A 14,719-nucleotide genomic window follows, 5' to 3' on the forward strand; every position below is an offset into this window, starting at 1 on the left:
TCCGGAATGTTTCAAAAATTCCGGGTCGCGCCTTTGATCACTCTTCCATCGCTTCCAACTCGTCGATGAAGCCTTCGATCATCGACAGGCCCTTGTCCCAGAAGCTGGGGTCCGACGCATCCAGCCCGAACGGGGCCAGCAGTTCCTTGTGGTGCTTCGATCCGCCCGCTTTCAGCAGGTCGAAATACTTGTCCTGGAATCCGTCGGGCGCGGCCTCATAGGCGGCGTAGAGCGCGTTCACCAGCCCGTCGCCGAAGGCATAGGCGTAGACGTAAAAGGGCGAGTGCACGAAATGCGGGATATAGGCCCAGAAGGTTTCGTACCCGTCCATGAACTCGAACGACGGCCCCAGGCTTTCGGCCTGCACGGACATCCACAGATCGTTGATGTCCTCAGGCGTCAGCTCGCCTTGGCGGCGCGCGGCGTGCAGTTTGCATTCAAAGTCGTAGAACGCGATCTGGCGGACGACCGTGTTGATCATGTCCTCGACCTTACCGGCCAGCATCACCTTGCGCTCGGCCTTGGATTTGGCTTTTTCCAGCATCTTCCGGAAAGTCAGCATCTCGCCGAATACCGAGGCGGTTTCCGCCAGCGTCAGAGGGGTCGAGGACAGCATTTCGCCCTGATCTGCGGCTAGAACCTGGTGGACACCGTGGCCCAGCTCGTGCGCCAGGGTCATCACGTCGCGCGGTTTGCCCAGGTAGTTGAGCATCACGTAGGGGTGCACCTCGGTCACGGTCGGATGCGCAAACGCACCCGGGGCCTTGCCGGGCTTCACGCCTGCGTCGATCCAGCCCTTGTCAAAGAACGGCTGCGCGATCTGCCCCATGCGTGGGTCAAAAGCGTTGTAGGCCTCCATCACGATGTCCTTGGCCGCGGTCCAGCCGACAACGCGGGTGTCCTCCATCGGCAGGGGCGCGTTGCGGTCCCAGACCTGCATCTTGTCCAGACCCAGCCATTTGCGCTTCAGCTCGTAATAGCGGTGCGACAGGCGCGGGTAGGCGGCGACAACGGCGTTGCGCAGAGCCTCGACCACTTCGGGCTCCACATCGTTGGACAGGTGGCGGCCGGTCTGGGCCGAGGGCATCTTGCGCCAGCGGTCGATGACCTCTTTTTCCTTGGCCTGCGTGTTGTGGACACGGGCAAAGGTCTTGATATTCGCGGCGAACACATCGGCCAGCTCGCGGGCCGCTGCCTCGCGTTTGGAGCGGTCCTGCTCGGTCAGCAGGTTCAGTGTGCCTTCGATGTTCAGTTCGTCGCCGTCCACCACGAATTCCAGTCCGGCGATGGTTTCATCGAACAGCTTCTCCCACGCGTCCCCGACCACGCCCAGATCGTGCAGGAATTTTTCCATCTCGTCGGACAGCTGATAGGGCTTCATCGCGCGGATGCGGTCGAACACGGGCTTGTAGCGCGCCAGTTCGGCATTGGCGGCAAACATGGCGTCCAGCTTGGCGTCTTCCAGCCGGTTCAGTTCCAGCGTGAAGAACACCAGCGGGGTGGTGAAGTTGGTGATCTTTTCCTGACAATCGGACATGAATTTCGCCCGCGTCGCGTCCAGCGTCAGCTGGTAATAGCGCAGGCCGGCAAAGGACATGACGCGCCCGGCCTTGGTGCTGATCATCTCGTTGCGCTTCACGCAAGCCAGCAGGCCCTCGGCGTCCAGCGTGTCCAGCTTGCCCTCGTAATCGGCGGCGAATGCGGCGCATTCGGTTTCCAGCCAGTCCAGATCGGCCTTGAGCTCCGGCGCATCCTCGGACGCATACAGATCGCTCAGATCCCATTCCGGCAGATCGCCCAGATCCTTGGAGCCGGACCCGGCATTGGCATCGCGCACGGGGAAGGGAAGCTGGAACATGAAACACCTCTTGGTTTGTCTGCCCGTCAGACATAGGCCCCCGTGTCGCCCGCCTCAAGTGCTTGTGCGCGCCACATGGGCGGTTAGAGTGGCGCCGAGCAACCAAGGAGGGGTGAGATGCGTTATGTTCGTTACGGTCAGCCGGGGGCCGAGAAGCCCGGCGTTCTGGATGCAGCAGGCCGTGTGCGCGACCTGTCGGGTGTCGTGGCCGATCTGTCGGGCGCGGTGCTGGGCGACCTGCCGCAAGTGGACCCGGAAACCTTGCCGCTGGTCGACGGCAATCCGCGTCTGGGCGTGCCCGTTGCGGGCATCGGCAAGCTGGTCTGCATCGGCCTGAACTACCGCGACCACGCCGAAGAGGCGGGCATGGCGATCCCTGTCGAACCCATCGTGTTCATGAAGGCGCTCAGCGCACTGAGCGGGCCGAACGATCCGGTCTCGATCCCGCGCAATTCGCTGAAGTCGGATTGGGAAGTCGAGCTGGGCGTCGTCATCGGCAAGCACGCGAAATACGTGAAGGCAGAGGATGCGCTGGATTACGTTGCCGGCTACACAATCGTCAACGACGTGTCCGAGCGCGCGTTCCAGACCGAGCGTGGCGGCCAGTGGACCAAGGGCAAAAGCTGCGACACCTTCGGGCCGGTGGGGCCGTGGCTGGTCAGCCGCGATGACGTCGCCGACCCGCAGAACCTGTCGCTGGAGCTGGACCTGAACGGCCAGAAGGCGCAGCGCGGGAATACCTCGTCGATGATTTTCACTGTCGCACAGATCATCGAGCATCTGTCAGAGATGATGAGCCTGCATCCGGGCGACGTGATCGCCACCGGGACGCCTCCGGGTGTCGGGATGGGGATGAAACCGCCGCTATTCCTGAAGGCCGGCGATGTGATGGAGCTGCGGATCGAAGGGCTGGGCAGCCAGCGGCAAGAGGTCCAGCAGGACGCGTAAGATCAGCAGGCGACCGGTGCGGTTTGCTCGTCCCGGTCGCAATGCGCTTCGAACAGATCGACGCATTGGCGGATGACCGAGGCGCGAATCGCCGGGGTTTCCATCAGCACCTCGTGCTCGGCCCCGTCGATTTCGACCAGTTGCCCGTCAGGCCAGCAGGCCATGCGCGACTGGATGCGGCGCGGATCGACGATACGCTCGTTCGTGCCGACAAAGGTGATGCACGGCACGGCGGGCGAGGGCTGGCGGCTTAGCTCCAGCGTCTCTTTCAGCGCCTCGTGCAGCCAATTGAGCGACGGCCCCCCAAGCGACAGCTCCGGATGGGTCAGAAGGTGCTGGCGCATCATTTCGAACATGTCCGGGTCGGTGGTCAGGGTGTTGTCCGCAAACGGCTCGGTCAGAACATAGGCGTCTTGTCGGGTGCCAGGGGCCAGGCCATTGGACGTACCCAGTTTGCGGCTGGCCCAGGTGATGGCCCAGGCGGCGGGACGCGCGGCGGCGTTCAGGATGATACCCCACATCGGCCCGGTAAAGACGCTGGCGTTGACCGGCAGCCCCTCCATCAAGGCGCGCAGACCGATTGCGCCGCCCATCGAGTGGGCAATCAGATACCACGGCTTGGGCAGTTCCAGATGTTCTGCGGCAGCGATGAGCGCCGCGACATCACGCTGATAATCCGAGAAGACCCCCACGTGGCCGATCTTGGGATTGTCCAACAGACGTTCGGCCAGACCCTGACCGCGCCAGTCGATGGCAAAGGTGGCGTAACCCTCTTTGGCGAAATCGGCGGCGGTCTGGGCGTATTTCTCGGCGTATTCGGTGCGACCGGGGAACATCAGAACTGTTCCCCGCGCGTTTTCAGCAGGCCAAAGGACCGCGCGAATGCGCGGCCCGTCCGCCGTATCCAGCCAGTAGGCGCGCCCGTCGGGGGCGGTTTCGCAAATCTCGGACAGGAACGGCGCTTGCTGCATTGCGATCAGGCCAGAGCCGCGCCCAGCTGCATGGCTTTGCCCATGTCGCCGTCCACGCTCAGCTTGCCGGTCATGAAGGCCGCGGTGGGGTTCATGTCGCCGGTCATCATCGCTTCGAACGTGTCGGCATCGGCGGTCAGGGTGACGTCGGTTTCGTCATCGCCCAGACGCGCGCCAGCGGCGTCCACGACGATCGAACCTTCGCCTTCGATCACGAATTTGGCCGAACCTTCAAAGCCCGCGTCGGCCAGTTTCTCGTTCAGAGCCGCCAGGGCCGCTTCGATCTTGTCGCTCATGGTCTCTTCCCTTTTATTTGATGTGCCGGGACTGTTCTTTCCCGGCCTGCGCGTTACACTCGGCCTGTTATGAGCGTGAAGATACACTTTCTCAAACCTATCGTCGCGGCAACACTGATCACAGTCACGTTTTCCTTACCCATATGGGCGGAAAACGAGGCTGAGGGCACTTTGCCTGCGGACATGCTTGGTGCGCTTCGGCAGGCTGAACCCGCCGAGGCGAAACGGCTGGCCGATGAGCTGGCCGTTAGGTGGGAGGCGTCCGGCTCTCCGGCGATGGATCTGCTGGTCAAACGGGCAAAGGATGCCGTCGCACGCGGCGACATGGATCAGGCGTTGGAGCATCTGACCGCGCTGACGGATCACGCTCCCGATTTTGCCGAAGGCTGGCACATGCGCGCCAATGCTTTCTTTCAGAATCAGCAGCTTGGCCTGGCCCTGCACGATCTGGAACGCACGCTTTCGCTGAATCCGAACCAGTTTCAGGCGCTGTTCGGACTGGGCACCATCATGGAGCACCTGGGCAAACCCGATCTGGCGGCGGATGCCTATCGGCTTGCGCTGGCCATTTACCCGCACTACGAGGATGCGAAGAACGCCATCGCGCGGATCGAGGCGCAGGCCGGCGGCCGCGACCTCTGACGCCCCTGGACAAGGACGGGCCATGGCCCAGAACGCACGCATCACGGCGGTCCTGGGGCCGACCAACACCGGCAAGACCCATTACGCGATCGAGCGGATGCTGGGCTATCGCTCGGGCGTGATCGGCTTGCCGCTGCGCCTGCTGGCGCGCGAGGTTTACGACAAGATCGTTGCGGCGCGTGGGCCGTCTGTCGTGGCGCTGGTCACAGGCGAGGAACGCATCGTTCCGCCCCGCGCGCAATACTGGGTCTGCACGGTCGAGGCGATGCCCGAAGGCATGGGCGCCGATTTCGTCGCCATCGACGAAATCCAGCTCTGCGCCGACCCTGAGCGTGGCCATGTCTTTACTGACCGGCTGATGCGCGCGCGCGGGCTGAAAGAGACGATTTTCATGGGGTCGGACACCATGCGCGGCCCCATCGCGCAGCTGGTCCCAGGGGTCGAGTTCATGCGCCGCGAACGCATGTCGAAGCTGACCTACACCGGCCCCAAGAAAATCAGCCGGATGAAGCCGCGCAGCGCCATCGTCGGCTTCTCGGTCGAGGATGTCTACGCCATTGCCGAGCTGATCCGCCGTCAGCGGGGCGGGGCAGCGGTGGTGATGGGGGCGCTGTCCCCTCGGACACGCAACGCCCAGGTCGAGCTGTACCAGAACGGCGACGTGGATTTTCTGGTGGCGACGGATGCCATCGGGATGGGCCTGAACCTGGACATCGACCACGTCGCGTTTTCCTCGATCATCAAGTTCGACGGGCGGCGGATGCGCTATCTGCAATCCAACGAGCTGGCCCAGATCGCCGGACGGGCAGGGCGGGGCATGGCGGACGGATCGTTCGGGGTGACCGGCGAGGCGCCGAACCTGCCCGAGGAAACCGTCGACGCCATCGAGGAGCACCGCTTCGAGCCGGTCCGCAAACTGCAATGGCGCAGCGCCGCGCTGCGCTTTGCCACCATTGACAGCCTGATCCGCAGTCTGGAAGAGGTGCCGCAACACCAATTGTTGCACCGCGCGCGCGAGGCAGATGACCTCATGGCGCTTAAATCGCTGCAGTCCGTGGCGGAAATTCGGGCGCGCGCGTCGGATGCTGCTTCGGTCCGGTTGCTATGGGACGTATGCCGCATTCCCGACTTCCGTGGTATCAGCCATAATGAACACGCCAGCCTGCTGGAGCAGATCTTCCGCTTTCTGCACGAAAACGGACGGGTGCCCAACGACTGGATGGCGCGGCAGATCCAGCGGATCGACCGGGTCGAAGGCGACATTGACACATTGTCGAAACGTCTGGCCTTTATCCGCACGTGGACATATGTCGCGCAGCGGGCAGGCTGGGTGGACGATGAAACCCATTGGCGTGACGAGACGCGCGCTGTAGAAGACCGATTGTCGGATGCGCTGCATCAGCGTCTGACTCAAAGATTTGTGGACCGGCGCACATCCGTGTTGCTGCGGCGGCTCAAACAGAAGGAGGCCCTTTTGGCCGAAGTGAATGATCAGGGTGAAGTGACCGTCGAAGGCGAATTCGTCGGTCGTCTGGAAGGGTTCCGGTTCCGTCAGGACAAGGACGCAACAGGGCAGGAGGCGAAGACACTTCGTCAGGCCAGCCTTCAGGCATTGGCGCCGCATTTCCACCTGCGGGCGGACCGGTTCTATAACGCGCCGGATACCGAGATCGACTTCACCGAGCAGGGTGGCCTCATGTGGGGCGATCAGGCCGTGGGTAGGCTGGTCAAGGGCGACGACGCTCTGAAGCCGTCGGTCGTGGCCTTCGTTGATGACGAAGCCGGTGCCGACGTGGCCCAGAAGGTGCAGCGCCGTCTGCAGCACTTCATCGACCGCAAGATCGCAGCCCTGTTCGAGCCGCTGCTGGCGCTGGCCCGTGACGAGGCCCTGTCGGGTCTGGCGCGTGGTTTTGCCTTCCAGCTGGTCGAGAATTTCGGGATCATCCCGCGTGGCCAGGTCGCCGATCAGGTCAAGGAGCTGGACCAGGATGCCCGCGGCGCGCTGCGCAAGCATGGCGTCCGTTTCGGCCAGTTCACCATCTTCCTGCCGCTGGTGCTGAAGCCCGCTCCGACCCGTCTGCGTCTGGTGCTGTGGTCGCTGTCGCGCGGTCTGGATGATTTCCCCGAGGCGCCGCCTCCGGGTATGGTCACCGTGCCGGCACTGGCCGGGATGCCCGACGGGTTCTTTGCCATGTCTGGCTATCGTGCCGCAGGCGAGCGCGCGATCCGCATCGACATGCTGGAACGTCTGGCCGATCTGCTGCGCGCCCAAGACAGCCGCGCGGGCTTTGAGGCCAACGCCGACATACTGTCGATCACCGGCATGACGCTGGAACAGTTCGCCGACCTGATGCAGGGCCTGGGCTACAGCGCTGAGCGTGGCGAGCGTGAGAAGGCCAAGCCGGTCGTCGAAGCGCCTGCCGCTGAAGGCGAAGCCGCTGAGACCACCGAAGCACCCGCCGAGGCTGCTGAGGCCCCCGCAGAACCCGAAGCGCCTGAAATCGAAGTGTTTTTCACCTTCACTTGGGGCGGTAACCGTCGTCAGGGCGGCAAACCGCGTGGCGAGCGTTCCGAACGTCCGCGTGGCAAGCCCGCGGATCGCGGCGAACGCAGCGAAAAGCAGGGCGATCGCCCGCGCGGCCCCAAGAAGGGCGGCAAGCCGCGTGGCGACAAGCCCCGCCAGCAAGGTGCCAAAACCTTCGAGGCGCGTCCGCCCCGCAAGGAAAAGGCCATCGATCCCGACAACCCCTTCGCCGCAGCTCTGATGGGGCTGAAGGGCAAGTCCTGATCCCCGGATGAGCGAGCCCGTCGCCAAGCTGAGGGTCGACAAATGGCTGTGGTTCGCGCGCTTCTACAAGACGCGCGGACTGGCCAGCACCATGGTCAACGGCGGGCACATCCGGGTGAATGGCAACAAGATCGCCAAGGCCTCTCACTCGATTGGCCCTGGCGACGTTCTGACCCTGCCGCAGGGTAACCAGATTCGCGTTGTTCGTGTCCTGGAATTGGGCACCCGCCGCGGCCCCGCGCCCGAAGCGCAAACGCTGTACGCCGATTTGACCGAGGTCAAGGACGCGGTCCCGCCTGCTCCTCGATATGAGGGCAAAGGACGCCCGACCAAGCGTGACCGGCGAATGATCGACCTGATCGCGCCCGAAGGCCAAGGGGAACTTGAATGATCCGGGCGCATGTTCTAGCTAAGCCCTGACCGATAAGATGGAAGAGAGATATGACTTACGTCGTCATCGATAACTGCATTGCCTGCAAATACACCGACTGCGTCGAAGTATGCCCCGTGGACTGCTTCTACGAAGGCGAGAACATGCTGGTGATCCATCCCGACGAATGCATCGACTGCGGCGTGTGCGAGCCCGAGTGCCCCGCCGATGCCATCCGCCCGGACACCGAGCCGGACATGGAGAAATGGGTCGAGTTCAACCGCAAATACTCGGAAATGTGGCCGGTGATCGTGGCCAAGAAAGACCCGCTGCCCGGCTACGAAGAGCGCGACGGCGAGCCGGACAAGGTGACCAAGTACTTCTCGGAAGCGCCAGGCGAAGGCAGCTAAGCCCGATTCGCGGCCTTTCGGACGCATGCGAGCTTTAAGATTTTCGAGAAAGCCCTTTGTTTCAAAGGGCTTTTTCCGTTCACGACCTTATGATGCTTCCAGTAAGCCTGTTTTTGTGGTATGCTCTCTGTCACATGACGAAGATCACCTGAAACCCAACCCATCACGCCTCGGCCCGTGGATGGGCTTTTCTGCGAAAATTCCAGACTGACGAGCGTATTTCGGTGCTCTCGCCCGTCTTTTTTGTCGCCCGGGACGGTGATCCTTGCAAGGAAGGATTGCATGAGCAAAACGAAGAAAAACGAGTTCAGCCCCAACGATTACGTGGTCTATCCGGCGCACGGTGTGGGGCAGATCCTCTCGATCGAAGAACAGGAAATCGCCGGTATCAAGCTGGAGCTGTTCGTTATTTCGTTCGAAAAGGACAAGATGACCCTGCGCGTCCCGACCAACAAGGCCGTCGAGATCGGCATGCGGTCGCTGTCCACTCCGGACGTGGTCAGTCAGGCGATGAAGACCTTGAAAGGAAAGGCAAAAGTCAAACGGGCGATGTGGTCGCGCCGGGCTCAGGAATATGAGCAGAAGATCAACTCGGGCGATCTGATCGCGATTGCCGAGGTGGTCCGCGACCTGCACCGCACGGACGATCAACGCGAGCAGAGCTATTCCGAGCGCCAGCTTTACGAAGCGGCCCTGGAGCGCCTGACCCGCGAAGTGGCTGCCGTGTCGGGCAGCGACGAAGGTTCGGCCGCCAAACAGGTGGATGAGGTCCTGATGTCGCGCGCCGCCTGAGGCCAGCGACAGACCCAAAGAATGGCGCCTTCGGGCGCCATTTTTTATGCGCGCCAGACAGTTAGACGACAAAGCTCAACCGCCGGGGCGGTGTGTCTTTCAGCCATGTGAGGGAGGTTTCAAACTGGAGCGGGCGAGGCGATTCGAACGCCCGACCCTAACCTTGGCAAGGTTATGCTCTACCCCTGAGCTACGCCCGCAAACCAGTTCGTAGGGGGTAATTAGGCATTCCCGCGGCCGTCTGCAAGCGGAAAATCACGCCCCGAAGACAGATTTTTTACCCGGCCTGGCGGCCCGTTTCAAACCTGATGCATCGCATGAGGTTTGTCCCGAAAGCGCCTGTTCCAAAACGAAAAAACGCGGCCGAAGCCGCGTCTTTCGTGTTCCCGTGAGGGAGATTTTGGAGCGGGCGAGGCGATTCGAACGCCCGACCCTAACCTTGGCAAGGTTATGCTCTACCCCTGAGCTACGCCCGCTTCCTTGGGTGAGGCGTGAAATAGTAAATGTCGCGCGGGGCTGCAAGTGGAAAATGACAGTCGTGCGTATTTTTTGAAGCGCCCCGTCACCAAAAGAGAAACGCCCCGCGCGGTGGGGACCGGGCGGGGCGTTCAGGGTTTGTTGGGCCGCAGAATCGTAAGGTTTTGCGGCGTTTTCGTACGGCGTTATTCCAGCTCGACCAGCAGGTCCTTGGCGTCGATCTGGGCGCCAGGGGTGACGTGCAGCGCCTTGACGGTGCCGGCACGTTCGGCGTGGATGCCGGTCTCCATTTTCATGGCTTCGATGGTCAGCAGCATGTCGCCCTCGGCCACTTTCTGGCCGACGGTGACGGCGACCGAGGCCACCACGCCGGGCATCGGCGCGCCGATGTGACCGGGGTTGCCGGCGTCGGCCTTGGGCCGGGCGGCGGTGGTGGCCTTGATCAGGCGGTTGGGCACGCGGATCACGCGGGGCTGGCCGTTGAGTTCGAAGAACACCTTCACCTCGCCCTGATCATCGGTTTCGCCGATGGCCTGCAGGCGGATCTCCAGCGTCTTGCCGGGGTCGATCTCGGCGCTGATCTCCTCGCCCGGTTCCATCCCGTAAAAGAAGGTGCGGGTGGGCAGGGTGCGGACGGGGCCGTAGATGCGGTGGCGACCTGCGTAATCCAGGAAGACCTTGGGGTACATCAGGTAGCCGTTGAGGTCTTCGTTGTCGACCATCAGGCCCTCCAGCTCAGCTTGCAGCTGGGTGCGGGTGGCGTCCAGATCGACGGGGGGCAGGTGCTTGCCGGGGCGCTCGGTGTTGGGGGCCTCGCCCTTGAGCACCTTTTTCAGGATGCCCGCCGGAAAGCCGCCCGGGGGCTGGCCCAGGTTGCCGCGCATCATGTCGATGACCGAGTCGGGGAAGGCGACTTCGCGGTCGGGGTTTTCGACCTCGGCGCGGGTCAGGTTCTGGCTGACCATCATCAGGGCCATGTCGCCGACGACTTTGGAGGACGGCGTGACCTTGACGATATCGCCGAACATCTGGTTGACGTCGGCATAGGTGCGGGCGACCTCGTGCCAGCGGTCTTCAAGGCCGAGGCTGCGGGCCTGCGCCTTGAGGTTGGTGAACTGGCCGCCGGGCATTTCGTGCAGGTAGACCTCGGACGCCGGGGCGGCGAGGCCGGATTCGAAGGCCACGTATTGGCCGCGCACCTGTTCCCAGTAGTCGCTGATCTGACGCACGGCGTTGATGTCCAGCCCGGTGTCGCGGTCGGTGTGGCGCAGCGCCTCGACGATCGAGCCAAGGCAGGCCTGCGAGGTGCCGCCCGAGAACGCGTCCATCGCGGCGTCCACGGCATCGACGCCCGCCTCGGCGGCAGCCAGGATGGTGGCTCCGGCGATGCCGCTGGTGTCGTGGGTGTGGAAGTGGACGGGGATCGACAGCTCGTCCTTCAGCGCCTTGACCAGCACGCGGGCGGCGGCGGGTTTCAGCAGGCCGGCCATGTCCTTCAGCCCCAGGATATGGGCGCCTGCGGCCTCCAGGTCCTTGGCCATCGAGACGTAGTATTTCAGGTCATACTTGGCGCGGGCGGGGTCCAGGATGTCGCCGGTATAGCAGATCGTGCCTTCGCAGATCTTGCCCGACTCAACGACCGCATCCATCGCGACGCGCATGTTTTCGACCCAGTTCAGGCTGTCGAAGACGCGGAACACGTCGACGCCGGTCTCGGCCGCCTGGCGCACGAACTCTTGCACCACGTTGTCGGGGTAGTTGGTGTAGCCAACCCCGTTCGAGGCGCGCAGCAGCATCTGCGTCAGCAGGTTGGGCATGGCCGCGCGCAGGTCGCGCAGGCGCTGCCAGGGGCATTCCTGCAAGAAGCGATAGGCCACGTCGAACGTCGCCCCGCCCCAGCATTCGACCGAGAACAGCTGCGGCAGATTGGCGGCATAGGCGGGTGCCACCTTGATCATGTCGATCGAGCGCATCCGGGTGGCCAGCAAGGATTGGTGCCCGTCACGCATGGTGGTGTCGGTCAGCAGCAGCTGCTTTTGATCCAGCATCCAGTCGGCGACGGCCTTGGCGCCCTTGTCCTGCAACAGGTTGCGGGTGCCGGGGGCGGGCTCGGCCTTCAGCTTGGGGGCGCGGGGCAGCTTGGCCTCGGCCGGTTTGGCGCGGCCGGTGGTTTCGGGGTGCCCGTTCACGGTGATGTCCGCGATATAGGTCAGCACCTTGGTGCCGCGGTCCTTGCGCTTGGCAAAGTTGAACAGGCCCGGGGTCTCGTCGATGAACTTGGTGGTGTACTTGTTCGACAGGAATGTCGGGTGCTTCAGCAGGTTTTCCACAAAGGCGATGTTGGTGGAGACGCCGCGGATACGGAATTCGCGCAGCGCGCGGTCCATGCGGGCGATCGCCGCCTCGGGCGTTTGCGCATGGGCCGTCACCTTGACCAGCAGCGAGTCGTAATACCGCGTGATGACGCCGCCCGCGTAAGCGGTGCCGCCGTCCAGACGGATGCCCATCCCGGTGGCCGAGCGGTAGGCGGTGATGCGGCCATAATCGGGGATGAAGTTGTTCTGCGGGTCCTCGGTGGTGATCCGGGTTTGCAGGGCGTGGCCGTTCAGGCGGATGTCGTCCTGGCTGGCCTTGCCGGTGGCCTCGGCCAGGGTCTTGCCCTCGGCGATCTTGATCTGGGCCTGCACGATGTCGATGCCGGTGACTTCCTCGGTCACGGTGTGTTCGACCTGCACGCGCGGGTTCACCTCGATGAAGTAAAACGCACCGGTGTCCATATCCATCAGGAATTCGACCGTGCCCGCGCATTCATAGTTCACATGCTGGCAGATGCGTTTGCCCAGTTCGCAAATCTCCTCGCGCTGAGCTTGCGTCAGATAGGGGGCAGGGGCGCGCTCAACAACCTTTTGGTTGCGGCGCTGGACCGAGCAATCGCGTTCCCACAGGTGATAGATCTGGCCATGCTGGTCGCCCAGGATCTGCACCTCGACGTGGCGGGCGCGCTGGATCATCTTTTCCAGGTAGCCCTCGCCATTGCCAAAGGCGGCCTCGGCCTCGCGGCGGCCCTCCATGACCTTTTCGGCCAGTTCTTTCTCGCTGTAGATCGGACGCATGCCGCGCCCGCCGCCGCCCCAGGACGCCTTGAGCATCAGCGGATAGCCGATCTCGGCCGCCTCGGCCTTGATGGCGGTCATGTCATCGCCCAGCACCTCGGTCGCGGGGATCACCGGCACACCGGCGGCAATCGCCACTTTGCGCGCGCTGGCCTTGTCACCCAGGGCGCGCATCGTCTCGGCCTTGGGCCCGATGAAGGCAATGCCGTTCTTGGCGCAGGCATCCACGAATTCCGGGTTTTCCGACAGCAGGCCATAGCCCGGATGGATCGCGTCCGCCCCGGATTCCTTGGCCACGCGGATGATCTCGGGGATCGACAGGTAGGCCGCAACCGGCCCCATGCCCTCGCCAATCCGATACGCCTCGTCCGCCTTGAAGCGGTGCAGACCCAGCTTGTCCTCTTCGGCATAGACGGCAACCGTCTTCTTGCCCAACTCGTTCGCCGCCCGCATCACGCGGATCGCAATCTCACCACGGTTGGCGATCAGGATTTTCTTGAAATCAGGCATCGAATGGTTCCCCTCTTTGGTCATTCCGGTCCCATGCGCGCATTGCTAACGGTCTGCCGCAGCGCAGCGCAATACCCAGTCATGCTGAGTGTGAAAGATTTGTGTAACATTTCACCCCATGAACGCCAGCATAGACCGCCCGATTGCGACAATTAAACCGATATTTGCGCAAAATAACGATATTTCAGTGGGTGAGAATGACGCTAGGTCACAAATTCGGTCGAATCAGATCAAGCGGCTGCGCAGATCGGCCAGACGCGGCGTGCCCAGCTGCCCCATGTTCGAGACGATGTCCTTCGTCAGCATGTCCACCAGATGCGCAGGGCCAGCAGCCCCAAGTGCACCCAGCGCGAAATGCCAAGCCCGGCCCATCATCACGAAATCGGCCCCCAGGGCCAGGGCGCGGCAGATATCCAGCCCGCCCTCGATCCCGCTGTCGAAGATCACCGGCAGGCGGGTCGCAGCGCGAATACCCGGCAATACCTCGATGCTCGAAGGGGCGCCGTCGAACTGCCGCCCGGCATGGTTGCTGACCCAGATCGCATCGACCCCGGCAGCCTCCAGCGCGGGCACGTCGCGCGCATCCAGCACACCCTTGACGATCAGCGGCCCGTCCCAGCCATCGCGCAACGCCTTCAGATAGTCCCAGTCGGGCGAGGTGCGCAGCAGATAGCCCACATGCTCGGTCGAGCTCAGCCCCGTCACCTTGTCCGCATAGCCGTCGATCAACCGCATCCGCGGCATCCCCAGCCGCGCCGTCCCCAGCGCCCAGGCCGGACAGCGCGCCACCTGCGTCAACAGCCGCGGAGTCAGCTTGGGCGGGCTGGTCAGGCCGGATCGCGTCTGCCGCTCGCGCCGGCTGGCCACCGGCACATCGACCGTCAGCACCAGCGCATGAAACCCGGCATCCTTGGCCCGCTTCAGCATATCCGCCCGAATCCCTGGATCGCGCGGCGGATAGACCTGGAACCAGCCATTGCCATCCAGACAATCGGCCACATCCTCGGGCGTGCGGCTGGCCACGGTGGACAGCCCATAAGGCAAACCTTGCCGCGTCGCCTCGGCCGCCAGCAACCGCTCGGCATTCGGCCAGAACAGCCCCGACATCCCCACCGGCGACACCCCGAACGGCAAGGGATAGCGCCGCCCGAACATATCTACCGACAGGTCCGGCTTGAACTCCCCATGCAGGATCGAGGGCATCAGCAGCACCTCGTCCAGCTTGGCCCGGTTGCGCGCCTGTGTGGCTTCGGTGCCGGTCGCACTATCCAGATATTCAAACACGAACCAGGGAATGCGCCGCCGCGCCTTCGCCTTCAGATCGCTGATCGCGGGGTATTTCTGAAACAGATCCATGCGCGCATTAGCGGCCCGACCTTCGATCTTGTCCAGCCCCCTTGCTTCTTCTTTTCCCAAATATCCCGGGGGGAGTCGCGCAGCGACGGGGGGCTGGCCCCCCTGACCCCGCCCGCCGCAGGCGAATGCACAAATTATGCGAACACAACGGGAACAACCCTTCCCCTTACGCCCTCCGCCCGCTAGAT

At 63.4% G+C, this 14,719-nt stretch carries 11 protein-coding genes and 2 tRNA genes; 6 read left to right on the forward strand and 7 right to left on the reverse strand.

Translation table 11 applies throughout. The features are described from left to right. Window positions 1-37 precede the first annotated feature (37 nt). On the reverse strand, window positions 38-1,858 hold the full coding sequence (locus E7681_RS11350; protein WP_136339418.1) for a M3 family oligoendopeptidase: 1,821 nt from the start codon (window positions 1,856-1,858) through the stop codon (window positions 38-40). Window positions 1,859-1,975: 117 nt separating this feature from the next. Between E7681_RS11350 and E7681_RS11355 the strand changes: the two genes are divergently transcribed. Continuing rightward, window positions 1,976-2,806, forward strand: a complete 831-nt coding sequence (locus E7681_RS11355; RefSeq protein WP_136339419.1) for a fumarylacetoacetate hydrolase family protein — start codon at window positions 1,976-1,978, stop codon at window positions 2,804-2,806. 2 nt (window positions 2,807-2,808) lie between these two features. On the opposite strand, the gene E7681_RS11360 is transcribed toward E7681_RS11355, so the two are convergent. Continuing rightward, the gene (locus tag E7681_RS11360) at window positions 2,809-3,777 is read right to left on the reverse strand and encodes an alpha/beta fold hydrolase (protein ID WP_136339420.1); all 969 of its coding nucleotides are present in this window, start codon (window positions 3,775-3,777) and stop codon (window positions 2,809-2,811) included. Between the two features lie 5 nt (window positions 3,778-3,782). After that, window positions 3,783-4,073: an SCP2 sterol-binding domain-containing protein gene (locus E7681_RS11365; protein ID WP_136339421.1), complete on the reverse strand. Its 291-nt coding sequence runs from the start codon at window positions 4,071-4,073 to the stop codon at window positions 3,783-3,785. 183 nt (window positions 4,074-4,256) lie between these two features. On the opposite strand from E7681_RS11365, the gene E7681_RS11370 reads away from it, so the two are divergent. The 5 genes from E7681_RS11370 to E7681_RS11390 all read left to right on the forward strand — a co-directional run bounded on the left by E7681_RS11370 (window position 4,257) and on the right by E7681_RS11390 (window position 9,075). Further along, window positions 4,257-4,715, forward strand: a complete 459-nt coding sequence (locus tag E7681_RS11370; RefSeq protein ID WP_246032467.1) for a tetratricopeptide repeat protein — start codon at window positions 4,257-4,259, stop codon at window positions 4,713-4,715. 22 nt (window positions 4,716-4,737) lie between these two features. Continuing rightward, a complete protein-coding gene (locus E7681_RS11375) occupies window positions 4,738-7,503 on the forward strand; it encodes a helicase-related protein (protein WP_136339423.1) in 2,766 nt (921 codons plus the stop codon). Between the two features lie 7 nt (window positions 7,504-7,510). Next, a complete protein-coding gene (locus E7681_RS11380) occupies window positions 7,511-7,894 on the forward strand; it encodes an RNA-binding S4 domain-containing protein (protein ID WP_136339424.1) in 384 nt (127 codons plus the stop codon). 50 nt (window positions 7,895-7,944) lie between these two features. Continuing rightward, window positions 7,945-8,283 carry a ferredoxin FdxA gene (gene fdxA / locus E7681_RS11385; RefSeq protein WP_136339425.1) on the forward strand — a complete coding sequence of 113 codons (339 nt, stop codon included), beginning with the start codon at window positions 7,945-7,947 and terminating at the stop codon, window positions 8,281-8,283. A gap of 282 nt (window positions 8,284-8,565) precedes the next feature. Then, on the forward strand, window positions 8,566-9,075 hold the full coding sequence (locus E7681_RS11390) for a CarD family transcriptional regulator (RefSeq protein WP_136339426.1): 510 nt from the start codon (window positions 8,566-8,568) through the stop codon (window positions 9,073-9,075). Window positions 9,076-9,200: 125 nt separating this feature from the next. On the opposite strand, the gene E7681_RS11395 is transcribed toward E7681_RS11390, so the two are convergent. From E7681_RS11395 to E7681_RS11410, 4 genes are all read right to left on the reverse strand, one after another. Beyond that, window positions 9,201-9,275: transfer RNA gene (locus E7681_RS11395), tRNA-Gly, on the reverse strand. Between the two features lie 201 nt (window positions 9,276-9,476). Beyond that, window positions 9,477-9,551 (reverse strand) — tRNA-Gly (locus E7681_RS11400). A gap of 186 nt (window positions 9,552-9,737) precedes the next feature. After that, entirely contained in the window at window positions 9,738-13,175 is a 3,438-nt protein-coding gene (locus E7681_RS11405; protein ID WP_136339427.1) for a pyruvate carboxylase, read from the reverse strand. A gap of 225 nt (window positions 13,176-13,400) precedes the next feature. Next, window positions 13,401-14,531 carry an alpha-hydroxy acid oxidase gene (locus E7681_RS11410; protein WP_136339428.1) on the reverse strand — a complete coding sequence of 377 codons (1,131 nt, stop codon included), beginning with the start codon at window positions 14,529-14,531 and terminating at the stop codon, window positions 13,401-13,403. Window positions 14,532-14,719: the final 188 nt, after the last annotated feature.

Source organism: Thalassobius vesicularis (assembly GCF_004799325.1).
Classification (GTDB): Bacteria; Pseudomonadota; Alphaproteobacteria; order Rhodobacterales; family Rhodobacteraceae; genus Thalassobius; species Thalassobius vesicularis.